The organism is Pseudomonas sp. D8002 (assembly GCF_013385695.1).
Lineage (GTDB): Bacteria > Pseudomonadota > Gammaproteobacteria > Pseudomonadales > Pseudomonadaceae > Aquipseudomonas.
Genome location: NZ_JACAPM010000053.1, coordinates 1 through 22,340 on the forward strand (window position 1 = coordinate 1; position 22,340 = coordinate 22,340).

The window sequence follows — 22,340 nt, forward strand, 5'->3', positions numbered from 1 at the left end:
ACACCGAGCCTAGGCGAGGCGCCGACAGGCGGGGCAGAGCGCTTTGGTTACTTTGCCGCTTTTTTGCAAAGTGACTCGCTGTAAGAGCGAAACCATAAGCCGCCGTTACCTAAATAACGGATAAACACCCCGCCCTCCCTCACCCCCCCTTCAACTCTTCAATCATAATTTCCCGCATCCGAAACTTCTGGATCTTCCCCGTCACCGTCATCGGAAACTCATCCACAAATTTGAAATGCTTGGGCATCTTGAAGTGCGCAATCCGCCCCTTGCACCACGTCTGCAGCTCAAGCTCATTGGCCACATGCCCCGGATGAAACTTGATCCACGCCACAATCGCCTCACCATAGCGCTCATCCGGAATCCCGATCACCTGCACATCCGCCACCGCCGGATGAGTAAAGAAAAACTCCTCCAACTCCCGCGGGTAAACGTTCTCGCCACCACGAATGATCATGTCCTTGTTACGCCCGGCGATGCACACATACCCATGTTCATCCATGGTCGCCAGGTCGCCGGTGTGCATCCAGCCCGCCTCGTCGATAGCCTCACGAGTGCTGTCAGGATTATTCCAGTAACCGAGCATCACGCTGTAGCCCCGGGTACACAGCTCCCCTACCTGGCCCCGAGCAACCGTGTTACCGGCGTCATCGATAATCTTGCTTTCCAGCTGTGGCTGGGTCCGGCCAACCGTCGTAACACGCCGCTCAAGGTCATCATCCGGCCCGGTCTGCAACGACACCGGGCTGGTTTCCGTCATGCCATAGGCAATCTGCACCTCACTCATGTGCATCTCGCTGATAACCCGGCGCATCACCTCGATCGGACAAGTGGCGCCCGCCATGATCCCGGTGCGCAGGCGCGACAGGTCGAACTCGGCGCGGCGCGGGTGATCAAGCATGGCGATAAACATGGTAGGCACCCCGTATAGCCCGGTGGCCTGTTCTTCGGCGACGGCAGCCAGGGTCAGCAATGGGTCGAAACCGTCACTCGGGTAGATCATCGTGGTGCCATGGGTGATGCAGCCCAGGTTACCCATCACCATGCCAAAGCAGTGATACAGCGGCACCGGGATCACCAGGCGATCTTGCGCCGTCAGGCCCAGGCTTTCGCCAACCATGTAGCCGTTATTGAGGATGTTGTGGTGACTGAGGGTGGCGCCCTTGGGGAAGCCGGTGGTGCCGGAGGTGTACTGGATATTGACGGGTTGATCGAAGTGCAGGCCGGCCTGGCGGATCTGCAATTGCTCGGGCGGGACGCCTGCCCCGAGGGCCGCCAATTGCGACCAGGGCGTAAACCCCGGGGGCGGGCTGGGATCAAGGCTGATGATGCCGCGCAGGTCAGGTTGAAGCTCCTGCAACATGCCGTGGTAATCGGAGGTCTTGAACGACCCGGCGCACACCAACCACTGGCAACCGGATTGCTTGAGTACGTACTCCAATTCACTGCTGCGATACGCCGGGTTGATATTGACCAAAATCACGCCGATTTTGGCGCTGGCGACCTGGCTGATGCACCACTCGGCGCAGTTGGGGGCCCAGATGCCCAAGCGGTCGCCGGCCTGCATCCCCAAGGCCAGGAACGCACGTGCATGCAAGTCAACCGTCTCTGCCAGTTGCCGCCAGGTGAAGCGACGCTGTTGATGGCCCACGACCAAGGCTTCGCCGTCGGAGTAGCGCGAAACCGTTTGATCAAAGGCCTGGCCGATAGTCATGGCCAGCAAGGCCTTGTCCTGACAGCCGCGGCTGTAGCTCTGATTCGATTGATCCATAACGACCCCTGTTGTCTTTTTTGTAGGTTGACGTAAACGTAAACTACGATTGACAGGCCCGCAACGCAAGTTTACGTTAACGTAAAGGTGATCGCCCTCCCCGGCGTATTGACCATACAAAAACAACGCTAGAAGGTGCCCGTCCATGAGTTACCCCTCCCTGAACTTCGCCCTCGGTGAAACCATCGACATGCTGCGCGACCAGGTGCAATCCTTCGTGGCCAAGGAACTGGCGCCGCGCGCTGCGCAGATCGATATCGACAACCTGTTCCCCGCCGATATGTGGCGCAAGTTCGGCGATATGGGCCTGCTGGGCATCACCGTGCCGGAAGAATACGGCGGCGCCGGCCTGGGCTACCTGGCCCACGTGGTGGCCATGGAAGAAATCAGCCGGGGTTCGGCTTCGGTGGCGTTGTCCTACGGCGCGCACTCCAACCTCTGCGTCAACCAGATCAACCGCAACGGCACCCATGAGCAAAAACTCAAATACCTGCCCAAGCTGATCAGCGGCGAACACATCGGCGCACTCGCCATGAGCGAGCCGAACGCGGGCTCCGACGTGGTCTCCATGAAGCTGCGCGCCGATAAACGCGGCAGTGTGTATGTGCTCAACGGCAGCAAGACCTGGATCACCAACGGCCCTGATGCCAATACCTACGTGATCTACGCCAAGACCGACCTGGAAAAGGGTGCCCACGGCATCACCGCGTTTATCGTCGAGCGCGACTCGAAGGGCTTCAGCCGCAGCAACAAGTTCGACAAGCTCGGCATGCGCGGCTCCAACACCTGCGAGTTGTTTTTCGATGACGTCGAAGTGCCGGAAGAAAACATCCTCGGCGCACTCAATGGCGGCGTGAAAGTGCTGATGAGCGGCCTCGATTACGAACGCGTTGTGCTGTCCGGCGGCCCGACCGGGATCATGCAGGCCTGCATGGACCTGATCGTGCCCTACATCCATGACCGCAAGCAGTTCGGCCAGAGCATCGGCGAGTTCCAGCTGATCCAGGGCAAGGTCGCCGACATGTACACCCAGCTCAACGCCAGCCGCGCCTACCTGTACGCCGTGGCCCAGGCCTGCGAGCGCGGCGAAACCACGCGCAAGGACGCCGCCGGCGTGATCCTCTACAGCGCCGAACGCGCTACCCAGATGGCCCTCGACGCGATCCAGATTCTCGGCGGCAATGGCTATATCAATGAATTCCCGGCGGGCCGTCTATTGCGTGACGCCAAGCTGTATGAAATCGGTGCCGGCACCAGTGAAATCCGGCGCATGTTGATCGGTCGCGAACTGTTTAACGAAACCCGCTGAACGGAGCGCGCACCATGGCTACCCTGCACACCCAGCTCAACCCGCGCTCGGCGGAATTCGCCGCCAACAGCGTAGCGATGCTCCAACAGGTCGACGCCCTGCATACCCTGCTCGCCCAGGTGCAGCAAGGCGGCGGCGCCAAGGCCCAGGAGCGGCATACGTCGCGGGGCAAGCTGTTGCCCCGCGAGCGGATCAATCGCTTGCTCGACCCTGGCTCGCCGTTCCTTGAACTCAGCCAGCTGGCGGCTTATCAGGTGTACGGCGAAGACGTGCCCGCTGCCGGGGTGATTGCCGGGATTGGCCGGGTGGAAGGCGTCGAATGCATGATCGTCGCCAACGACGCCACGGTGAAAGGCGGCTCGTACTACCCGCTGACCGTCAAGAAACACCTGCGCGCCCAGACCATCGCCGAGCAGAACCGCCTGCCGTGCATCTACCTGGTGGACTCCGGCGGCGCCAACCTGCCGCGTCAGGATGAAGTGTTCCCGGACCGCGAGCACTTCGGACGAATCTTCTTCAACCAGGCGAACATGAGCGCCCAGGGCATCCCGCAGATCGCGGTGGTGATGGGCTCCTGCACTGCCGGTGGTGCCTATGTGCCGGCGATGGCGGACGAAGCAATCATGGTCCGCCAGCAAGCCACCATCTTCCTCGCCGGCCCGCCGCTGGTGAAGGCGGCGACCGGAGAAGTGGTCAGCGCCGAAGACCTGGGCGGTGCCGATGTGCACTGCAAGATTTCCGGGGTGGCCGACCACTATGCCGACAGCGACGAACATGCGCTGGCCCTGGCTCGGCGCAGTGTGGCCAACCTCAACTGGCGCAAGCTGGGGCAATTGCAACAACGCACGCCGCTGGCGCCGCTTTATAGCAGCGAAGAGCTGTACGGCGTGATTCCGGCCGACGCCAAGCAACCGTTCGATGTACGCGAGGTGATCGCGCGATTGGTGGACGGCTCGGTGTTCGATGAATTCAAGGCGTTGTTTGGCACCACTCTGGTGTGCGGCTTTGCGCACCTGCACGGCTATCCGATTGCGATCCTGGCCAACAACGGCATCCTCTTCGCCGAGGCCGCGCAAAAAGGCGCGCACTTTATCGAACTGGCCTGCCAGCGCGGGATTCCGCTGTTGTTCCTGCAAAACATCACCGGCTTCATGGTCGGCCAGAAATACGAAGCCGGCGGCATCGCCAAGCACGGCGCCAAACTGGTGACAGCGGTAGCCTGTGCCAAGGTGCCGAAGTTCACCGTGATCATCGGCGGCAGCTTCGGCGCCGGTAACTACGGCATGTGTGGACGCGCCTACGACCCGCGCTTCTTGTGGATGTGGCCCAACGCACGCATCGGCGTGATGGGCGCCGAACAGGCCGCCGGCGTGCTGGTGCAGGTCAAGCGTGAGCAGGCCGAGCGCGCCGGCCAGGGTTTCAGCAGCGATGAGGAAGCGGCGATCAAGCAGCCGATCCTCGACCAGTACGAAACCCAGGGCCACCCCTACTACTCCAGCGCACGGCTGTGGGATGACGGCGTCATCGACCCGCTGCAGACCCGCGACGTGCTCGCCCTGGCCCTGTCCGCCGCGCTGAACGCCCCCATCGAGCCGAGCCGCTTCGGCGTGTTCCGCATGTAAATGGAGCTGCACCCCATGAGCGATTTCAACACCCTCGAACTGATCACCGACCCCCGTGGCTTTGCCACGCTGTGGCTCAGTCGTGAAGCCAAGAACAACGCGTTCAATGCCGAAATGATCCGCGAACTGATCATTGCCCTGGATCGGGTGCAAGGCGATCCGGCCCTGCGCTTTCTGGTACTGCGCGGGCGCGGCAAACACTTCAGCGCCGGCGCCGACCTGGCCTGGATGCAGCAGTCGGCCGAACTGGATTACCACACCAACCTGGACGATGCCCGAGAACTGGCGGAGCTGATGTACAACCTCGCCAAGCTGAAGATCCCGACGCTGGCGGTAGTCCAGGGTGCGGCCTACGGTGGTGCCCTGGGGTTGATCAGTTGCTGCGACATGGCGATTGGCGCCGACGATGCGCAGTTCTGCCTGTCGGAAGTGCGCATTGGCCTGGCGCCGGCGGTGATCAGCCCGTTCGTGGTGCAGGCGATCGGTGAGCGGGCTGCCCGACGCTATGCCCTCACGGCAGATCGCTTCGGCGGCCAGCGGGCGCGGGAAATCGGGTTGTTGGCGGAGAGTTATCCCGCTGATGAGTTGGACGTTCAAGTCCAATTGTGGATTGCCAATCTGCTGCTCAACAGCCCGGCGGCCATGCGCGCCAGCAAGGACCTGCTACGGGAAGTCGGCCACGGTGCCCTGACGCCAGCGTTGCGTCGCTACTGCGAGAACTCCATCGCCCGGATCCGCGTCAGCGCCGAAGGCCAGGAAGGCCTGCGTGCCTTTCTGCAAAAACGCGCGCCCAACTGGCAGCCTCAGGAGCCGCGTTCATGAAGACGCTTACTACCGTATTGGTAGCCAACCGTGGCGAAATCGCCTGTCGGGTGATGCGCACCGCCAAGGCCATGGGCCTGACCACCGTGGCCGTGCACAGCGCCACCGACCGTGACGCGCGGCACACCCGCGAGGCTGATATTCGTGTGGACCTGGGCGGCAGCAAGGCCGCCGACAGTTACCTGCAAATCGACAAACTGATCGCCGCGGCCCAGGCCAGCGGCGCCCAGGCGATTCACCCGGGTTATGGGTTTCTTTCGGAGAACGCAGGGTTTGCCCGCGCCATTGAAGCCGCCGGGTTGATCTTCCTCGGCCCGCCCGCCTCGGCCATTGATGCCATGGGCAGCAAATCGGCCGCCAAGGCGTTGATGGAAACCGCCGGCGTGCCGTTGGTGCCGGGTTACCACGGCGACGCCCAGGATCTGGAGACCTTCCGCCAGGCAGCCGAGCGTATCGGTTACCCGGTGCTGCTCAAGGCAACGGCAGGCGGTGGCGGCAAGGGCATGAAGGTGGTCGAGGACGTCAGCCAACTGGCCGAAGCATTGGCCTCGGCACAGCGTGAAGCACTGTCCTCGTTTGGCAATGCGCAGATGCTGGTGGAAAAGTATTTGCTCAAGCCGCGTCACGTGGAGATCCAGGTGTTCGCCGACCAGCACGGTCACTGCCTGTACCTCAATGAGCGCGATTGCTCGATCCAGCGCCGCCATCAAAAAGTCGTCGAAGAAGCCCCGGCGCCGGGCCTGAGTGCCGAGCAGCGCAAGGCCATGGGCGAAGCGGCCGTGCGTGCGGCCCAGGCCATCGGCTACGTGGGCGCGGGCACCGTGGAGTTTCTGCTGGACGCCCGGGGCGAGTTTTTCTTCATGGAGATGAACACCCGGCTGCAGGTGGAGCACCCGGTGACCGAGGCCATCACCGGCCTGGACCTGGTGGCCTGGCAGATCCGCGTGGCCCAGGGCGAGCCGCTGCCGATGACTCAGGAGCAGGTGCCACTGCTGGGGCATGCGATTGAAGTGCGCCTGTACGCCGAGGACCCGGCCAACGATTTTCTACCGGCCACCGGGCACCTGGCGCTGTACCGCGAATCCACGCCAGGGCCCGGGCGCCGGGTAGACAGCGGCGTCGAACAAGGCGACAACGTGTCACCGTTCTACGACCCGATGCTGGGCAAGCTGATTGCCTGGGGCGAGGACCGCGAACAGGCGCGCCTGCGGCTGCTGGGCATGCTCGATGAATTTGCCGTGGGTGGACTGAAGACCAACCTGGGCTTCTTGCGGCGCATTATCGGCCATCCGGCGTTTGCCGCTGCCGAGCTCGATACCGGGTTTATCCCGCGTTATCAGGATGAGCTGCTGCCGGCGCCTGGCGAATTGAGTGAGGCATTCTGGCAGGCCGCCGGCCAGGCGTTCATGCAGACCCAACCGAGCACTGACACCCGTTCGCCCTGGGCCGACACCCGAGGTTTTCGCGCAGGCTTGCCGGGCGAGGTTTCCCTGCACCTGAGCTGCAACGGCCAGGATCGCCTGGTAATGCTGCAAGCCGGCGTCAACCCGCCCCAGTTGCACGGCGAACAATTGCTGATCGACCAGCACGGCGTGCGCCGCTCCCATCTGGCGGTACGCGAGGGCGGCAGTGTGTTTTTGCGCTGGGACGGCGAGGTGCACAGTGTCAGCCTGTTCGACCCGATTGCCGCCGTCGACGCCAGCCAGTCCCATCAGGGCGGCCTGACCGCACCGATGAACGGCAGCATCGTGCGAGTGCTGGTGGAAGTCGGGCAAACCGTTGAAGCCGGTACGCAGTTGGTGGTGCTGGAGGCCATGAAGATGGAACACAGCATTCGCGCGCCCCATGCCGGCGTGGTCAAGGCGCTGTACTGCCAGGAAGGCGAAATGGTCGGTGAAGGCAGCGCACTGGTGGAGCTGGAAGCCGCGAGTTAAAACCTCGTGACCGCCTGCGCCACCACGCCGATGATCCGGCACTCTTCACTGAACAGCATCTTCGGGTATGTAGGGTTGAGCGGCACCAGGTAAAGCTGGCCGCTCTGCCTGACCCATTTGCGCAAGATCGCCTGGGAATCAAATGCCCATTGGGCCACCACCAGTTTGCCGGGCTCGGGCTGGATGGCCGGGTCCACCAGAATCATCGTGCCTTCATTGATACTCAAGCCGCTGGGGGCGGTCATGGCGTCGCCAGTCACGCGCATCCAGAACGCCTTGCCATGGGCGTGATAGTCGCTCATCTGAAAACGAGTAACGCCGTACGGCCGAGGTTCTTCCTGCAATGGGTAGCCTCCCTTCCCTTCGCTCACCGGGTAACGGTAATTCGGGTTGTAGTGCGGCGCCGGCTGCAGTTCCTCGGCAACCGCCGCGAGCGCTTTTTCGCGAACCACCAGCGCGACCTCGAGCCCATCCAGGCCAAGCTCCTGCATCACCCGGTTCATATCGGCAAGGCTCGGCACCCGACGCTTGTTCAGCCAGTGGCCGACCCCGCCCTGAGACATGCCCAGGCGCGACGCCAGTTGGTCCTGCGTGACCTTGCGGTCTTTCATGTTGGCCTTGACCAACGCTATCCATTTATCCATGGGCCCTGACAATACGTTGTGTACTCACCACGACAATAAACAGTTTGTAGTAATCAATAAAACGCCATAAATACGATTAGTACTAATATCGATTGCAGGCTTTCGACACCCACACAGAGCACTGCCCTTATGACGACCACCCCGTATACCCTGCCCGACACCTGCGATGAAGACGAACGGCTGTTCCTGCGCAGCAGTGGCGCCGCCCAACGCGCGCTGGACTATTACCTGAAAGAGGATGCCGCACCGCCCTCCGTTGACGACACGTTGTTCGAGGTCAAGCCCGGCATCAGCGACGAGGAGGCCCTGGTCCACGCCTCCGACCTGCTGCGCAGCGCCGCGGCCACTGCGTACGAATCGGCAAACAGCGCCCACGGCAATAGCCGGGACCTGGCGTTTTCAGTGGTCTATTTGATCGATATGGCGAAGGTGATGGTGGAGCGGTCACTGCGGCTTTCGGCGAGGGGTGCCGAACAGCCGGCCAGCCTGTAACAGGCACGCGGGAAAAATATTTCTATCCGAGGGATAAAAACATTTGACTTGCAAATGATAATGATTATTATTGGACCTAGCTGATCGCGAGATCAGTCGATAGACCAAGAGACCTTAGGTCGGACTCTTGGAATATCTCCTCATCAGGCTAATCACGGTTTTTGACCCGGCTCTTTGGCCGGGTCTTTTTTTTGCCAGTTTTTCCCTGGCGTGACTTCAGGCTAATGAAGACTGTGTGTTGCTTGATGGCGCGCATGGTAGCAAAAGACCATCGCCAAAAGAAAGTCGATCGAGCGCTCTAGGCCGGTTCTTTCAAAAATAGCACTTGAGAATCAATCTCATAGATTCTAAGCTGCGGCGGCGTCATGGACGACGCCCCCCTCTTCACCCGCAAAAATTGCATCCAGGCTTTGCCCCGCTCCGGTGTAAAATGCCCGCCACAACACTCATATTCAGGCAACCAGACTATGACCGTGGCCTTGACCTCCATCAAGATCAGCACCGACTTCGACAGTGGCAATATCCAGGTGCTCGACGCCAGTGATGCTCACCAGTTGCTGCTGGCGATAAAGCCCGATACGCGCAGCCAGCACTTCCAGTGGTTCCACTTCAAGGCCGAAGGCATGCACGTGGGTCACACCCACACCTTCCGCCTGAGCAATGCCGGCCACTCGTCTTACAAGCACGCCTGGAGCGGCTACAACGCCGTGGCGTCCTACGACCATATCAACTGGTTCCGGGTGCCCACCCGCTTTGATGGCGAAACGCTGCACATCACCCTCGAAACCCGTGAAAAACAGGCCTGGTTCGCTTACTTCGAACCCTACAGCCGCGAACGCCACGACTGGCTGATCGACCAGGCGCTGAACCGCGCCGGCACGCAATTGCTGGCCACCGGCAAAAGTGTCGAAGGCCGTGATATCCAACTGCTGCGCCGTGGCAAGGGCGAGGCCAACAAGCGCAAGGTCTGGATCATCGCCCAGCAGCATCCCGGCGAGCACATGGGCGAATGGTTTATGGAAGGCATCATCGAGCGCCTGCAACAGGACGGTGACGCCGAGCTGAAAAAGCTCCTGGCCGCCGCCGACCTGTACCTGGTACCGAACATGAACCCCGATGGCGCGTTCCATGGGCATCTGCGCACCAACGCCATGGGCCAGGACCTCAACCGCGCCTGGCAGAGTGCGAGCCAGGAGATCAGCCCCGAAGTACTGTTCGTCCAGCAACAAATGGAAAAGTACGGCGTTGACCTGTTCCTGGATATCCACGGCGACGAGGAAATCCCCTATGTGTTCACCGCCGGTTGTGAAGGCAACCCGGGCTACACGCCACGTATCGAGCAGTTGGAAAAACACTTCCGCAGCCACCTGAGCAACCTCACCCGGGATTTTCAGACCGCGCATGGCTACACCCGCGACCTGCCGGGCGAAGCCAATATGACCCTGGCGTGCAACAGCGTCGGCGAGAAGTTCGATTGCCTGTCCCTGACCCTGGAAATGCCCTTCAAGGACAACGACGACGCGCCCAACCCGCACACTGGCTGGTCGGGCAAACGCTCGATGCAGTTGGGCAAGGATGTGTTGAGCAGCGTGGCGGATATCGTCGGCGTATTGCGCTAAACATCCACGATCCCGGCGACGGCTGCCTCACAGCAACCGTCGCCGGGGAAGGCTTCAGTCCTTGCTGCCGGTCATGCTTTGCAACACACCGTCACGCCGGATCAAACCGTGGAACAGCGCCGCCGCCAGGTGCAACAACACCGTCAGAAACAGCAAATACGCCAGGTAACCGTGAGCCTTGCGCAACACGGCAAACAACGGCGCATTCGCCCCCACCAGCGCCGGCAACTGCACCGAACTGCTGAGCATCACCGGGTCGCCGGCCGCTGAAATCATCGCCCAGCCCAGCAGCGGCAACACCAGCATCAACGCATACAGCACCACGTGGGAGGCCTTGGCCGCCAGCACTTGCCACAGCGGCAAGTCGGCAGGCAGCGGCGGCTGGCGCGTGGAAAAACGCACCACCAGGCGCACGATCACCAGCGCCAGGATCGCAATGCCCAGCGGCTTGTGCAGGTGGATCAGCCACTCATGGCGTTCGGAAACCGAGGCCACCATGCCCGCGCCGATAAACAGCATGGCGATGATCATCAACGCCATCAGCCAATGCAGCAGCCGCGCCAGCGGGGCGAAAAACCGGGGTTGGGCATTCATGGCTTCGACTCCTGAGGGGCGCTGTGCAGCTGGCTGACTTCGCTGGTGCGACGCAGGTAGGAACTGGCGTACGCCGCCGAACGGGCGGCCAGCAATGGGTCATTCGAGGCTTCGATACCGCTCGGCAGCACCAGTGGATCAAAGTTGATGTCACGGCAATCACCGTCCATTTGCGGCTGGCTGCTTTCCAGCACCAGGGTCCCGGCATTCAGCACCTTGTGCTCACCGGTCCAGGTCTTGCTGGCGTCATCCACCGGGTCGCCCGGGTTGGCCAGGGTGAGGTTCAACTGCCAGCGCAACGGCCCGGCCACCAGGCGCTGGGCCAGGTCTTTTTCGAGGAAGTCGCTGCCGGCGGGCGCCGTGGCCCCCGCAGCATCCTGGCTTTGCGGTACGACGCCCCAGCGCACGGCCTGGCGTTGGCCGCTGGCGTTTACCAGGTAAAACGCGTTGATGCCGTTATAGGTTTCAGTGGCATAGCTGGCAGACGGCTTGGCGGTCTTGACCCAGGCCAGGAACGGCGCGGTCTCGGGGTGCGCCGCGAAGAACGCCGGCATGCCTGCCGGGTTCGGCTTGCCGGTGGCCGGGTCAGGTGCGCCGGCCTTGAGCATCTCGAAGAAGGCCTCGGGCGTGCCCACCGGGAACACCGGCATGCTGTTCATCCCGGTGCGCCATTGCTGGCCGTTGACCAAGTTGAACTGCAAGGCAAAACTGCGGATCGGCACGCTGCTGTCCGGCGCATACGGGTTGCCGCTGGGCAGCGCAAAACGCCCGATAACCGGGGTGCGCGCCTCGCTGAATACCTGGGCACTGGAGTACTGGCGCGCTTCGGGGCTGCTCTCGAAATAACCGGCCACGCACACGCCCTTGGCATGGTTACGCCGGTAGCCAGGGTGCAAGCCGTTGTTGGTTTCCAAGGCATTGACCAGGGTTTTGGGGCGCAACCGTTGTGGGTCGAGGCTTCCGTTAACGTAGGCAAACGCCCCGGCCACGACGGCAACCACCACGCCGATGCTGGCCAACCGAATTATCAGGCTTGCGGTGCTCAGCGGCGGACGGGGCGGTGATGAGTGATCTACCATGAAATAACTCCAGGGCCCAAGGCCTTGAGTGGGTGAAACATAAGGTCGGAACACTTGGGACGAACGCCAGCGCACTCTATTCCCTGGCCTGCTGTTTATTTTTATTGGCCTGGAATAACCTTCAACGCCGGACGTCTTCCTAGTCCCAGCGTAGTGACTAGCCAGAATCCCATGCACGAACTCGACGAACAGTTACGTGAACTCATCCCCAGGTTGCGGCGTTTTGCCGTGTCCCTGACGCGTAACACCAGCAGCGCCGACGACCTGGTGCAGGCGAGCCTTGAGCGCGCGATCATCAGTTGGGCCGACAAACGCCTCGAAGGCGACTTGCGCGCCTGGCTGTTCTCGATCCTCTACCGGCAGTTCCTCGACGCCCATCGGCGCTCCCGGCGGTACACACGCATGCTGGAGTTTTTCACCGGCCGCGATGATTCGCAGCCGTCGGTCGAGCGCACCGTCATCGCGCAATCGACCCTGCAAGCCTTCGACAAATTGAACACCGAACAGCGCGCCCTGCTGCTGTGGGTCTCGGTGGAAGGCTTGAGCTACAAAGAAGTCGCCGACATCCTCGAGGTGCCCGTGGGCACCGTGATGTCTCGCCTGTCGCGCGCGCGCCAGGCCCTGCGCCAGCTCAGCGACGGCGAAATCACCAGCCCTGCCCTGCGGATACTCAAATGATCAGCCTGCCTCCCAGCGAACGCGATTTGCATGCCTACGTCGATCACCAGCTCCTGGACGCCGACCGCCGCCAGCTCGAAACCTGGCTGGCGGCCCACCCGGACGTCGCCGCCCAGGTGCACGCCTGGCAACAGGACGCGCAGCACCTGAGGGCATCGTTGAGCGGCGCACTGCAACAACCCGCCAACCCCGAGCTGGACCCCGCCCTGATTCGCCAGCGGGTCAAGCGCCAGTCACGCCGCCATCTCGCAACCGCCGCCATGCTGTTGATTGCCGTCAGTGTCGGCGGCCTCGGCGGCTGGCAGGCCCGCCAGGCCACGCTGCTCGAGAGCATGGCGCCCATGAGCGACGCGATGCAGGCCTACCGCCTGTTTGCCCAGGACGGCATCCTGCCCGCCGACTACCACGTGCAAAGCGGTGGCGACATGCAAGGCTGGCTCGACCGTTATTTCAACCAGGCCTACCGCCTGCCGGACCTGAGCCAGGCCGGGTTCAAGGCGGTCAGCGGGCGCCTGCTCAGTACCGAACAAGGCGCGGCGGCCATGGTGCTGTATGAAGACCCCCAAGGGCGACGCATCAGTTTCTATATCCGTCCGCCAGGCCCGGAAAACAAATTCCTGCCCCGTGGCAGCCGCAGTGCCGACGGGCTGCAGGCCGAATACTGGTCGGGCGCGGGCTACAACTATGCGATGGTCAGCCCGCAAGACCCGTCGACCACGCAGATGCTCAAGCAGACGATGCGGTTCTAGAAGGCCACATCCAGCACCACGTTATCGACGTAGGTGCCGGCCGGCGGTGTTGTCTGGTTGGTATAGATCGCGGCGTTGTAGTTGAACACCTGGCTACCGGTACCCAAGCCATTCCCGGGATTCACCTCAGCCGTTGAGCTGGCGCGCCGGGCGGTGCTCACGCTGCCCCAGCGGGTGGTGGTGGCGCTTTTGAAAATGTCGTAATTCAGGAAATTGCTGCCAGAAACCATCCGCCGCTGCCCACCCACACTCACCGGGTTCTGGCCATCGCTGATGCCCACGGTGTAGGCGCTGCCCTTGGTGCAGGCAATGGTGGCCTGCCCGTTCACGCTGGAAAAACCACTGACTACCGGCGCACTGCCGAAGGCGATGTTGGGTGCAGAGATTGTGCAGTCGTTAGCCACGGTCATGCTGACGGTCAGAGAAGCCGTGCCACTGCCGGTGTCCCGTATGACACAGAGAGAACCCACACCGAGGACCGAGCAATAATTCCAGGTCCAGGCAATGCTTAGTGTCTCAGTATAAAGGCCGGCCGCCACATTGCTGCCGATGATGGAACTCAGATAAAGCGGCACGGTTTTCGTGCCCGGCCCGGATACCAGCCCCAGGCTTTGGGCGATGCCGGTGGCACCGAAATCGAATTGGGTTCCACGGGTGATCGGATAACTGGTGCTGTTACTGCCGTAGATCGTATAGCTGATGATATCCCCAGTGGGGCCGACCATGCCGCTGGTGGCCGACGTGATGGTTGCATAGAAGTGATCATTGGCTGCCAGCAACGAGATCAGCGTGGCCCCACAATTCAAGCCGGCATTGGTGGTGGAACTGGTCTGGGGAGCGGTGCGCACCGTCATCGAACTGATCGAGCCAAAGCCGGCCGGCGAGGTGGTTCCCGGCACCGAGCACGCGGCCATCACCTGTGTCGAAAAGCCCAGCCCCGCCAGCACCAGCAGCCCCACTATGCATTCCTTGCCCCGCACACCCACACTCCTTATCTCATTGGCAAACCAGTGGCCCGATCAGCGGCACCTGTGCTTCGTTGATATCCAGATCGAACGTTGCCTGGCAGGTACGGCCCTCACCCACAGTGACTTGCAAGGTGTTGTGGGCCGCCAGGTTCTCCAGGTACACCAGGCCGTCCCAACCCACCACCGCCCGCGCGCCGGTTTGCTCGTGACGCACCTGGCTGCCCAGAGGCAGTTCCTGATGCTGGGCATCCACCAGGGTGATACTGGCCGCGATCACCCGGCGCACCGGGAATTCCAGCAAATAGCCGCTGCCGCGACGCACCGCCACCCGCTGCTCGACATTCGGCGTCTGCACGGTGACCGGCAGGTTCAGCGGGTCGATTTCATATTTGCCGCGGTAATAAGCGCTGCTCCACGGCACCAGCAGATGCCCGTTGCGATCGGTTTCACCCACTAGCTGGTTTTCGTAAAGCACCGGCACCCCGGCATAACCATCGGTGCTCACCACCACAAACGCGTCATTCACCCGATTAGCCGCGAACACTTGCTTGTCCATCCACACCAACGAACCGCTGGCATCCGCCCAGCGGGTCTCGGCGTCGCTGCTGCCATAGACGCCCGCCTGCAATTGCACCGACTGCATGCGCCAGGTCAGGTCGGCCTGGCGATAGGCGGGGCCGTCGCCACTGGCATACCCCAGGTTGTAGCCCACGCCGCCTTCGGACGGCACCGCCCGGCTGTAGTTGACCCGCTGGCGACTCTCGCCGGCCTGGCTGCGCTCGTTGCTCAAGGCCAGGCTGCCATAGATGTCGAACGGGATCACCAGTTGCGCCTGCATGGCCCAGTTGCTGTCACCGACCTCGCGGTTGGCCGACAGGTAGAAACTGGTGTTGCGCCACAACTGCTTGCTCCAGGTGAGGTTCATCAGCCGGGTGCGGGAGTCATCGGCTGCCTGCACATCGAAATAGCCGGCACCGATGCTGCCGAAATCGTTGAGGTTCAGGCTCAGGGTCACCTGCTCGCTGCGCTTGCTGAGGCTCGCATAAGGCGTGTCGACCAGGGTCAGGTCGGCGTATTGGTCGCGGCGTTCTACTCGCTGGTATGACAGGCTGTAGCGCTGGTTGCTGTATTGATAACCGAAGCTCAGTTGCTGGCCGGTCTCGCCATCAAACTGGCTTTGGCTGAGGGCGGTATTGAGCACCCCGAAGTTGCCCAGCCGCACGTTGCCGCCGAGCCCGCCCAGGGTCAGGTCGCCTGAGGCTTCGGCATGGCTTTCCAGGGTGAAGTAGTCCGACACCCCGTAACGAAAGGTGCCGCTGGCCACGCCCGGCCCGTAGCCAAAATCCCGAATGGTGTAGTCGCGGCGCAAATTACCGGCCGCCACGGAAAAATCCGACAGGCCTTTTTGCAACAACGTACTGGTGACGTAGAACGGCACGGTGGTCGACACCTGCCGGCCCAGGGCATCGGTGGTGACCACCACCGCTTCGCCGGCGCCGTTGATAAACGGCACGTTGGTCAAGGTGTAAGGGCCCGGCTGCAGATCTGCGCTGCTGGATTTGTAGCCATTGATGAACAGGTCCACCGACGACGGCACCGCCGCCTCCCCGGCAAATTGTGGCAAGGGGTAAGTCACCAGGTCCGGGCGTACGCCGAAATCCCGCGACACTTGCACCCCGCCCAGGCGTACCGAACTGCTCCACGGCAATGCGCTGCTGATCACGTCGCCCGCCTCGTAGGTCAGCAGGCGCTCATCGTCGGAAAAGCGCCAGGTGGTGTCATAGCGCCGGTAGCCATTGTTCAAAGTGCTGCCGCTGGCCTGGCCGCCAAAGGTGGTGCGGTATTGGCCGGTATTGGACAAGGTGCCCCAGGTATCGAACAGCCGCACTTCGTTGAAAATGCCCAGGTATGTGCCGGCGTCATCGGTGTCGTTCAGGTAAGCGTCATAGTTGAGCAACGCACCAAAACTGGTGAGTGCCTGGGCGCGCGGGTAGTTGTTGCGGCTGCCGATGAACTGCGCCGGCAACCACGCCGGCGGTACCGTCAACATGAGGCGCTGGCCCTGGCTGTCGTAATCGGTGTGCAGGCCCGGCAGGTGGTCCAGCGCGACCTCGGTGGTGATCTCGGCCGGCAGCTTCATGCCCACGTCCCGCAAGGTGGCCGCCGGCACAAACAGGCCGCCGGCGCGCTGATCCACGGCCACCACCCGGCCAGTGTCCATCTGGTTGACCACCAGTTCGAGGAACAACTGTGCATCGGCAACAGCCTCCATGTTGCTGGGCGGCGGCGGCAACGGCGCGGCCACGCCAAGCGGCGCAAGCACCAGGCCCGCCAGGCCGCCCACCACCCACACCGATCGCCATCGACTACGAGCCTGACCATGGCTCACCAAGGCTTTGTGTCCATCAATGGACATCTCCATCCGTTAAGACCAAGGGCTGCTCCATGCCCTATTCCATTGCGTTACCGTCCCGGCGCAAGGTTCTCCAGTTGCGTTGCGCCATTGACTCGCACCTGCAGCGGCTGATCGCCCGCGACACCTTGTGGCACCGGCCAGCGCATGGTTGCGCCCGGCAGTACATAGCCGAGCAGGCCGTCAACCAGCGGCCGGGTCTGCCCGCCCTGCTTGAACGCCACATCGGTGAGCCGCGCGTGCACCGCGCCCTGGTTGCGCATCTCCACATAGTTGCGCCCGCCGACGGTGACTTTTTTCCAGCTCAGGTCAGGCTTGCCCGCGCCCTTGGGGTCGCGCTGGCGCGTCGCGTCTTCCTTGCTCCACAGGCCTGCGCCGTAGGCGAACAACGGCACCGAATAACGCATCTGAAAGCGGATGGCTGCGGCCGTCTTGCCATCGGCTGCGGGGGTTTCAGGGGTGGCGGCGGGGATTTCGTCGATGATGATCCGATAGGCCAACTCCTGGCCCGGCGGCACTTCCCGGGTCCGGGTCAGGCGCACCAATTGCTTCTGCCCCGGTTCGATCTTCGCCACCGGCGGGCTGCCGATCACGTCGCGCTGGTTCTGGTACTGCTCGTCAAACCCGCCCTGGCTCCAGGCAAATACCCGGATCTGCAGGTTGGCAGTCTCTGTACCGCGGTTCTCCAACCACAAGGCGCTGGCCTGTTGATCGGCCTCCAGCACCGGGTCAATGGGCCAGATCAGCACCGAACTGGCAGCCTGGACCTGCCCACCGCCCAACGCCACCAGACCGATAAAACCCGCAACCCAATACCGCCGGGAAGCTGCAAACATAGATTCCACTCCTCATGCCAATCGCCTTACCAGGACAGCTGCACCTGCAGCACATCGCTGTACGTCCCCCCAGGCTGATTACCCGGTAACACCACCCGGCCGTAAATCGGCAGGGTTATATTGTTTGCGTTGCTGTAGGCCACGCTGACGCTTTGACTGATCCCCAGGCTCTGGCTCAGGGCCGCGTCCTGAAACAGCTGGTACGCCACTTGAGCACTGCCGCTATTGAGTTGCATGTGCCGGCCACTGGCGTTGTACAAGCCGCCGTTGACGCTCATGCTCAAGGTGACTCCCGGGGTGCATTGCAGCGTTACCCCGCTGCTCAGCGCCACCGACACCGTGCTGGTGGACAACGACGAATAGCTGCCGAACGCCAGGCTGCCGTAGTTCGTGCCGCCGCCCACCACCAGGCAGCCTGCGGCAATCGTCGCGCTGACCTGGATCGTCTGGCTGGTCACCGCCAGCAACGACAACGGCATCCCCCAACCCGTGATGACCGCCAGCGTCGCCCAGCAGGCCCGCTTCATGGCACTAGAACGTCAATTGCACGGACACCGTGTCGGTGTAGGTACCCGCCGGCAGACCTGCCTTGCCCACGGCCTGGCCGTAGATGTTCACGGTTTGCGCAACGCCCGTGCTCGCGCCTACGTTGATGGTTCCGTTGATCGCCAGGAGCGTCGAATGCCCGGTGTCGGTGTAGAAGTCATACGGCACATAGTTGGCCACGCCGTCGTACAGCGCCCGGGTGCCGCCCGTGGACTGGCCGTCATGGGAGCCCGCGCCCACGGTGATCACCGGCGAGGTGCCCGAGGAACACTGGATCGACAACGCGCCTCCACCGCCACCCAGCACCTGGCCGGACTGCGTGGTGAACTGGCTGTTGGTGGTACCGAAATTGATCGTACCGAAGTTCAAACCGGTGGTGCCGCCCACGCCGTTGACCAGGCAACTGTTGGTCAGGATCAGCGTGGAGCTGATCTGCCCGGTGACCGTCGTGGCCGCCTGGGCAGCCGATACCCAGGCCAGTGCGACCAATGGGAGAACTGCTTTAGATACAAGTGCATGCATGATGTCCATCCTCATGAGTTACCAATCCAGAGTCACCGTCAGGGTGTCTGTGTAGATGCCGGCCGGTAGGGCCCTGGTATTCGCCACCACCGAGCCGAATACCGGGATCGGTACCTGTGCGCCCTGGGTCACGACGAAATTGCGTTGCTGGCCGATGCTGTAGGTGCTTCGGCCCGCAGGATCGGCCGACAGCCGATACGGTATGGTTTGCCGGCCATTGCTCAAGCGCCGGGTGACGCCGTCGCCGTGGGCGCCGCCGTCGATGGTCACGGTGAAACTGCTCACCACCGACGGGTTGCAGGACACCGCGAGCGCGGCCTTGTCGCCATCACTGATGCCGGCACCCAGGCCCTTGTCCCAAGTGGGTCCGTGGCTGCCGAAATCCAGCAAGGCCGAGCCGCCATCCGGGCTCACCGGCGCGCTTTCGGTGCCCTTGCTTACCTGGCAACTGGCGGTGATCACCAGCCGTGCATGAATCTGCCCGGCCACCGCCGCCTGGGCGTCCTCGGCCAGCAGCAACAGGCCGCCCAGCGCGATGCAGGCCAGGGCGCGGCTTACCATGTCACCGTCACTTTGAGCAGGTCGGAATAACGCCCCACCGCCGGGATTTCCTTGAGCGGCTCGATGCGTCCGTAAAGTGGCAAGTCCACCGTGCCGGAGTCGGGCACGCGGCCGCTCACCGGCACGTCCACGGCCAAGGGGATGCGGCGTGCGGCATCGGCATAAATTCGATAGGGAATGGGTTTGATCGAGGGGGCAGCAGCGCCCAGGTAACGTACTTCGCCGGCGCCGCCATGCAGGCCGCCGTCGACACGCATCTGATAAGGCGTATCCGGGTTGCACTCCAGGCGTGGCTGGCGCTGGCTGATCAAGGCTGCACTCAACGGGCCTGCCGGGTCATCCAGCCGGGAGCCGCTGCCGAAATCCAGTACGCCGAGCTGCTCGATCCCTGCTTCACGCGTGGTGCCGACCAACTGGCACCCCCGCTGCACGTCGATACGCACCTCAACCTGGAGCTGTGCACCATAAACCGTGTTGCAGAGCATCGCGCTCATGATTGCCAAGACTGCGTGTCCCTTCACTGCCCCAAATCCTTATACAGGGGTGACTGCTGTGTATGAGGTTAGTCACTTGAAGGGAATCCGCCAGTCAGGTCGGTGTTTTGGATCCATTGACCCATGCCTTTTCCAGATAGCTCGCGCCGTGCTTCTCTATTGGTCAAACCGCAACCGGCGCTCTAAAGTGAGCGACCACCGAAACACAGAGTGACTGACATTGGCTGCTTTACCGCCCCTGCTCAAACGGTTGCTGGGTAAACCCGCGGCGACCACCGCCGCCCCCGGAATCAGCGCATTCTTCCAGGGCAAGGCCCTGCAACAGGGCTATACCCTCAGCCCAAGCCAGCAACAGGTGATCGAGACCATGGCCCGGCAAACCGACCATCTGCTGGCCGGGCGCCCTACCCGCAGCCTGTACCTGCACGGCGCCGTCGGCCGGGGCAAGAGCTGGTTGCTGGACGGCTTTTTCCAGGCGTTGCCGATTGCCGAGAAACAGCGCGTGCACTTCCACGACTTTTTCGCCCGTCTGCACCAGGGAATGTTTGCCCATCGCCAGCAGCGCGATGCCTTGGCCGTGACCCTGGATGAGTTGCTCGATGGCTGCCGCGTGCTGTGCTTCGACGAGTTTCACGTACATGATATCGGCGATGCGATGCTGATCAGCCGCCTGTTCAAGGCCCTGTTCCGGCGCGGAGTCTGGGTGCTGGTAACCTCCAATTATCCGCCCGCCGGGTTGCTGCCGAACCCCTTGTACCATCAGCGGTTCAAGCCGGTGATCGAGCTGATCAGCGCGCGCATGGACGTCATGGAAGTCAGCGCCCCCCAGGATTTTCGCAGCCTGGCCCAGGCCCATGGCGATCAGCGGTTCAGCGCTGGCCAGTTCGTGTGGCCGGGGACTGCCGCGCAACGCCAAGCCCTGGGCCTGCCGTCAGCGGATCAGGCCCCGGTCAGCCTGACCGTCGGAGCCCGGCAATTGACTGCCCGCTGGCACCAGGACCGCAGCATTGCCTTCACCTTCAGCGACCTGTGCGAACAACCGACCGCCGTCATGGACTACCTGCAGCTGTGCCGCGACTATGAACGCTGGATCATCGACGGCCTGCCGCACCTGGCGGACTGTCCGATTGCCGCCCAGCAACGGTTCATCAACCTGGTGGACGTGCTCTACGACCAGGACAAGCAATTGGTGCTGATCGGCGAGCAGCCGCTGGAGCAATCCCTGAGCGGCCAGGCCATCGATTTGGCGCGCACCGCCAGCCGCCTGGGGCAGTTGCAGAAGATCGGGCCGCAACCCGCTATCATGAGCGCCATTCACGCCCCTATTGCCGAGTGACGCGCCGTTCATGGATACCCTTGCCCAACTCAAGGCCGGCCAACTGGCCGGTATCAAACGCCTGGACCTGCGCTGTGGGCTGACCGAGTTCCCCCGGGAAATCTTCGACCTGGCCGACTCCCTGGAAATCCTCAACCTGACCGGCAATGCCCTGAGCAGCCTGCCGGATGACCTGCACCGCCTGCCCCATTTGCGCGTGCTGTTCTGTTCGGAAAACGCCTTTACCGAACTGCCGCAATGCCTGGGCCAGTGCGCGCAGTTGAGCATGATCGGCTTCAAGTCGAACCAGATCAGCAGTGTCCCGGCGACGTCGCTGCCACCCTTGCTGCGCTGGCTGATCCTCACCGATAACCACATCAGCCAATTGCCGGACGAACTGGGTGAACGGCCTTTGCTGCAAAAACTGATGCTGGCCGGTAACCACTTGGAGCAGTTGCCGCAAAGCCTCGCCCAGTGCAAAAACCTCGAACTGATCCGCATCGCCTCCAACCGCATGACCCGCCTGCCGGACTGGTTGCTGGCCTTGCCGAGCCTGACTTGGCTGGCCTACGCCGGTAATCCGGTAGAGATGGCCGTGGAAGAGGCCCGCCATGACGCGACGCCGAATATTCCCTGGTCAGAGCTGGTGCTGGGCGAAGTGTTGGGCGAAGGCGCCTCCGGCATCATCCGCAAGGCGTCCTGGACCCCGCCAGGCGGGCCGGCCAAGGCGGTTGCGGTCAAACTGTACAAAGGCAGCATCACCAGCGACGGCTCGCCGTTGCACGAAATGCATGCCTGCATTGCCGCCGGATTGCATGCCAATTTGATCAAGGTGGAAGGCCGGGTCGTCGAGCATCCCCAAGGCCAGGCGGCACTGGTGATGCAACTGATCGAACCGAACTATCGCAACCTTGCGGCGCTGCCGAGCCTGGCGTCGTGCACCCGGGATATCTACGAGCCCACCACCCGTTTCAGCGCGGATGTGGCGCTGCGCATGGCCCGGGGCATCGCTTCGGTGGCGGCGCACCTGCACGCGCAAGGCATCACCCACGGTGATCTGTACGGCCACAACATTCTGTGGAATGAAGCCGGTGAATGTCTGCTTGGGGACTTTGGTGCAGCGTCGTTTCACGCCACGGTCGACAGCCAGGAAACCCGCGCGTTGCAGCGCATCGAAGTCAGGGCGTTCGGGGTGTTGCTGGGGGAATTGCTGGAAAGGATTGATGCGGGGTTGAACGAGCAACAGCGCGTGGCACTGGAAGCCTTGCGGGACAACTGCTGCCAGCCGGAGGTGCTGGCCCGGCCCGGGTTCGAGGAAATCACAAGCTTGTTGCAGTCTTCCAAACTCCACTAAACCCAATGTGGGAGCGGG

At 62.6% G+C, this 22,340-nt stretch carries 21 protein-coding genes; 10 read left to right on the forward strand and 11 right to left on the reverse strand.

Annotation, left to right across the window (positions count from 1 at the left end; genetic code table 11):
• Nucleotides 1-139: 139 nt before the first annotated feature.
• The gene (locus tag HX807_RS27770) at nucleotides 140-1,771 is read right to left on the reverse strand and encodes an AMP-binding protein (RefSeq protein WP_008431507.1); all 1,632 of its coding nucleotides are present in this window, start codon (nucleotides 1,769-1,771) and stop codon (nucleotides 140-142) included.
• Between the two features lie 145 nt (nucleotides 1,772-1,916).
• On the opposite strand from HX807_RS27770, the gene HX807_RS27775 reads away from it, so the two are divergent.
• Genes HX807_RS27775 through HX807_RS27790 form a run of 4 tightly spaced genes read left to right on the forward strand, consistent with a single transcriptional unit; the run spans nucleotide 1,917 to nucleotide 7,458 of the window.
• A complete protein-coding gene (locus HX807_RS27775) occupies nucleotides 1,917-3,080 on the forward strand; it encodes an isovaleryl-CoA dehydrogenase (protein ID WP_003212472.1) in 1,164 nt (387 codons plus the stop codon).
• Nucleotides 3,081-3,094: 14 nt separating this feature from the next.
• Complete coding sequence (locus tag HX807_RS27780) at nucleotides 3,095-4,702, forward strand: carboxyl transferase domain-containing protein (RefSeq protein WP_008431506.1); 1,608 nt, start codon at nucleotides 3,095-3,097, stop codon at nucleotides 4,700-4,702.
• Between the two features lie 15 nt (nucleotides 4,703-4,717).
• Nucleotides 4,718-5,524 carry a gamma-carboxygeranoyl-CoA hydratase gene (locus HX807_RS27785; RefSeq protein WP_177029085.1) on the forward strand — a complete coding sequence of 269 codons (807 nt, stop codon included), beginning with the start codon at nucleotides 4,718-4,720 and terminating at the stop codon, nucleotides 5,522-5,524.
• Nucleotides 5,521-7,458, forward strand: coding sequence for an acetyl/propionyl/methylcrotonyl-CoA carboxylase subunit alpha (locus HX807_RS27790; RefSeq protein WP_177051758.1), 1,938 nt, complete (start codon nucleotides 5,521-5,523; stop codon nucleotides 7,456-7,458). Before HX807_RS27785 ends, HX807_RS27790 begins: the two co-directional genes overlap by 4 nt.
• Here the strand turns inward: HX807_RS27790 and HX807_RS27795 are convergent.
• A complete protein-coding gene (locus tag HX807_RS27795; protein ID WP_177051760.1) occupies nucleotides 7,455-8,102 on the reverse strand; it encodes a LexA family transcriptional regulator in 648 nt (215 codons plus the stop codon). The two genes, HX807_RS27790 and HX807_RS27795, sit on opposite strands and share 4 nt — an antisense overlap.
• A gap of 129 nt (nucleotides 8,103-8,231) precedes the next feature.
• Here HX807_RS27795 and HX807_RS27800 point away from each other — a divergent pair, with 129 nt between their 5' ends.
• Both HX807_RS27800 and HX807_RS27805 read left to right on the forward strand, forming a co-directional pair.
• Complete coding sequence (locus HX807_RS27800) at nucleotides 8,232-8,594, forward strand: DUF6124 family protein (protein ID WP_102369523.1); 363 nt, start codon at nucleotides 8,232-8,234, stop codon at nucleotides 8,592-8,594.
• 467 nt (nucleotides 8,595-9,061) lie between these two features.
• The gene (locus tag HX807_RS27805) at nucleotides 9,062-10,213 is read left to right on the forward strand and encodes a carboxypeptidase family protein (RefSeq protein ID WP_177051762.1); all 1,152 of its coding nucleotides are present in this window, start codon (nucleotides 9,062-9,064) and stop codon (nucleotides 10,211-10,213) included.
• A gap of 54 nt (nucleotides 10,214-10,267) precedes the next feature.
• Here the strand turns inward: HX807_RS27805 and HX807_RS27810 are convergent, their stop codons facing one another.
• Both HX807_RS27810 and HX807_RS27815 read right to left on the reverse strand, forming a co-directional pair.
• Entirely contained in the window at nucleotides 10,268-10,807 is a 540-nt protein-coding gene (locus HX807_RS27810; RefSeq protein ID WP_003212459.1) for a cytochrome b, read from the reverse strand.
• The gene (locus HX807_RS27815; protein ID WP_087694665.1) at nucleotides 10,804-11,886 is read right to left on the reverse strand and encodes a catalase family peroxidase; all 1,083 of its coding nucleotides are present in this window, start codon (nucleotides 11,884-11,886) and stop codon (nucleotides 10,804-10,806) included. The genes HX807_RS27810 and HX807_RS27815 overlap by 4 nt, the downstream gene beginning before the upstream one ends.
• A 171-nt stretch (nucleotides 11,887-12,057) precedes the next feature.
• Here HX807_RS27815 and HX807_RS27820 point away from each other — a divergent pair, with 171 nt between their 5' ends.
• The gene (locus tag HX807_RS27820; protein WP_003212456.1) at nucleotides 12,058-12,564 is read left to right on the forward strand and encodes an RNA polymerase sigma factor; all 507 of its coding nucleotides are present in this window, start codon (nucleotides 12,058-12,060) and stop codon (nucleotides 12,562-12,564) included.
• On the forward strand, nucleotides 12,561-13,313 hold the full coding sequence (locus HX807_RS27825; RefSeq protein WP_003212454.1) for an anti-sigma factor: 753 nt from the start codon (nucleotides 12,561-12,563) through the stop codon (nucleotides 13,311-13,313). The genes HX807_RS27820 and HX807_RS27825 overlap by 4 nt, the downstream gene beginning before the upstream one ends.
• On the opposite strand, the gene HX807_RS27830 is transcribed toward HX807_RS27825, so the two are convergent.
• From HX807_RS27830 to HX807_RS27860, 7 genes are read right to left on the reverse strand one after another with little or no spacing between them, the layout of a single operon-like run.
• Entirely contained in the window at nucleotides 13,310-14,293 is a 984-nt protein-coding gene (locus HX807_RS27830; RefSeq protein ID WP_371316159.1) for a spore coat protein U domain-containing protein, read from the reverse strand. The genes HX807_RS27825 and HX807_RS27830 overlap by 4 nt on opposite strands.
• A 16-nt stretch (nucleotides 14,294-14,309) precedes the next feature.
• On the reverse strand, nucleotides 14,310-16,703 hold the full coding sequence (locus tag HX807_RS27835) for a fimbria/pilus outer membrane usher protein (RefSeq protein ID WP_177051764.1): 2,394 nt from the start codon (nucleotides 16,701-16,703) through the stop codon (nucleotides 14,310-14,312).
• 41 nt (nucleotides 16,704-16,744) lie between these two features.
• Complete coding sequence (locus HX807_RS27840; RefSeq protein WP_177029090.1) at nucleotides 16,745-17,530, reverse strand: molecular chaperone; 786 nt, start codon at nucleotides 17,528-17,530, stop codon at nucleotides 16,745-16,747.
• Between the two features lie 26 nt (nucleotides 17,531-17,556).
• Nucleotides 17,557-18,057, reverse strand: a complete 501-nt coding sequence (locus HX807_RS27845; RefSeq protein WP_023658977.1) for a spore coat U domain-containing protein — start codon at nucleotides 18,055-18,057, stop codon at nucleotides 17,557-17,559.
• A gap of 4 nt (nucleotides 18,058-18,061) precedes the next feature.
• The gene (locus HX807_RS27850) at nucleotides 18,062-18,598 is read right to left on the reverse strand and encodes a spore coat protein U domain-containing protein (protein WP_023658978.1); all 537 of its coding nucleotides are present in this window, start codon (nucleotides 18,596-18,598) and stop codon (nucleotides 18,062-18,064) included.
• Nucleotides 18,599-18,616: 18 nt separating this feature from the next.
• Entirely contained in the window at nucleotides 18,617-19,159 is a 543-nt protein-coding gene (locus HX807_RS27855) for a spore coat protein U domain-containing protein (protein ID WP_177051766.1), read from the reverse strand.
• On the reverse strand, nucleotides 19,153-19,644 hold the full coding sequence (locus tag HX807_RS27860) for a spore coat U domain-containing protein (RefSeq protein WP_218174123.1): 492 nt from the start codon (nucleotides 19,642-19,644) through the stop codon (nucleotides 19,153-19,155). Before HX807_RS27860 ends, HX807_RS27855 begins: the two co-directional genes overlap by 7 nt.
• Before the next feature lie 229 nt (nucleotides 19,645-19,873).
• Between HX807_RS27860 and zapE the strand changes: the two genes are divergently transcribed.
• Nucleotides 19,874-20,989, forward strand: coding sequence for a cell division protein ZapE (gene zapE, locus HX807_RS27865; RefSeq protein WP_087694661.1), 1,116 nt, complete (start codon nucleotides 19,874-19,876; stop codon nucleotides 20,987-20,989).
• A gap of 10 nt (nucleotides 20,990-20,999) precedes the next feature.
• Complete coding sequence (locus HX807_RS27870; protein WP_177051770.1) at nucleotides 21,000-22,322, forward strand: leucine-rich repeat-containing protein kinase family protein; 1,323 nt, start codon at nucleotides 21,000-21,002, stop codon at nucleotides 22,320-22,322.
• The last annotated feature ends 18 nt before the right edge of the window (nucleotides 22,323-22,340 follow it).

What these genes read in the sequence shown, in the direction of transcription:
- HX807_RS27860 (WP_218174123.1), bottom strand. Translation starts at nt 19,644, where the DNA reads ATGCTCTGCAACACGGTTTATGGTGCACAGCTCCAGGTTGAGGTGCGT.
- HX807_RS27855 (WP_177051766.1), bottom strand. Translation starts at nt 19,159, where the DNA reads ATGGTAAGCCGCGCCCTGGCCTGCATCGCGCTGGGCGGCCTGTTGCTG.
- HX807_RS27785 (WP_177029085.1), top strand. Translation starts at nt 4,718, where the DNA reads ATGAGCGATTTCAACACCCTCGAACTGATCACCGACCCCCGTGGCTTT.
- HX807_RS27815 (WP_087694665.1), bottom strand. Translation starts at nt 11,886, where the DNA reads ATGGTAGATCACTCATCACCGCCCCGTCCGCCGCTGAGCACCGCAAGC.
- HX807_RS27775 (WP_003212472.1), top strand. Translation starts at nt 1,917, where the DNA reads ATGAGTTACCCCTCCCTGAACTTCGCCCTCGGTGAAACCATCGACATG.
- HX807_RS27835 (WP_177051764.1), bottom strand. Translation starts at nt 16,703, where the DNA reads ATGGAGATGTCCATTGATGGACACAAAGCCTTGGTGAGCCATGGTCAG.
- HX807_RS27800 (WP_102369523.1), top strand. Translation starts at nt 8,232, where the DNA reads ATGACGACCACCCCGTATACCCTGCCCGACACCTGCGATGAAGACGAA.
- HX807_RS27850 (WP_023658978.1), bottom strand. Translation starts at nt 18,598, where the DNA reads ATGCATGCACTTGTATCTAAAGCAGTTCTCCCATTGGTCGCACTGGCC.
- HX807_RS27840 (WP_177029090.1), bottom strand. Translation starts at nt 17,530, where the DNA reads ATGTTTGCAGCTTCCCGGCGGTATTGGGTTGCGGGTTTTATCGGTCTG.
- HX807_RS27845 (WP_023658977.1), bottom strand. Translation starts at nt 18,057, where the DNA reads ATGAAGCGGGCCTGCTGGGCGACGCTGGCGGTCATCACGGGTTGGGGG.
- HX807_RS27870 (WP_177051770.1), top strand. Translation starts at nt 21,000, where the DNA reads ATGGATACCCTTGCCCAACTCAAGGCCGGCCAACTGGCCGGTATCAAA.
- HX807_RS27780 (WP_008431506.1), top strand. Translation starts at nt 3,095, where the DNA reads ATGGCTACCCTGCACACCCAGCTCAACCCGCGCTCGGCGGAATTCGCC.
- HX807_RS27810 (WP_003212459.1), bottom strand. Translation starts at nt 10,807, where the DNA reads ATGAATGCCCAACCCCGGTTTTTCGCCCCGCTGGCGCGGCTGCTGCAT.
- HX807_RS27825 (WP_003212454.1), top strand. Translation starts at nt 12,561, where the DNA reads ATGATCAGCCTGCCTCCCAGCGAACGCGATTTGCATGCCTACGTCGAT.
- HX807_RS27770 (WP_008431507.1), bottom strand. Translation starts at nt 1,771, where the DNA reads ATGGATCAATCGAATCAGAGCTACAGCCGCGGCTGTCAGGACAAGGCC.
- HX807_RS27805 (WP_177051762.1), top strand. Translation starts at nt 9,062, where the DNA reads ATGACCGTGGCCTTGACCTCCATCAAGATCAGCACCGACTTCGACAGT.
- HX807_RS27795 (WP_177051760.1), bottom strand. Translation starts at nt 8,102, where the DNA reads ATGGATAAATGGATAGCGTTGGTCAAGGCCAACATGAAAGACCGCAAG.
- HX807_RS27820 (WP_003212456.1), top strand. Translation starts at nt 12,058, where the DNA reads ATGCACGAACTCGACGAACAGTTACGTGAACTCATCCCCAGGTTGCGG.
- HX807_RS27790 (WP_177051758.1), top strand. Translation starts at nt 5,521, where the DNA reads ATGAAGACGCTTACTACCGTATTGGTAGCCAACCGTGGCGAAATCGCC.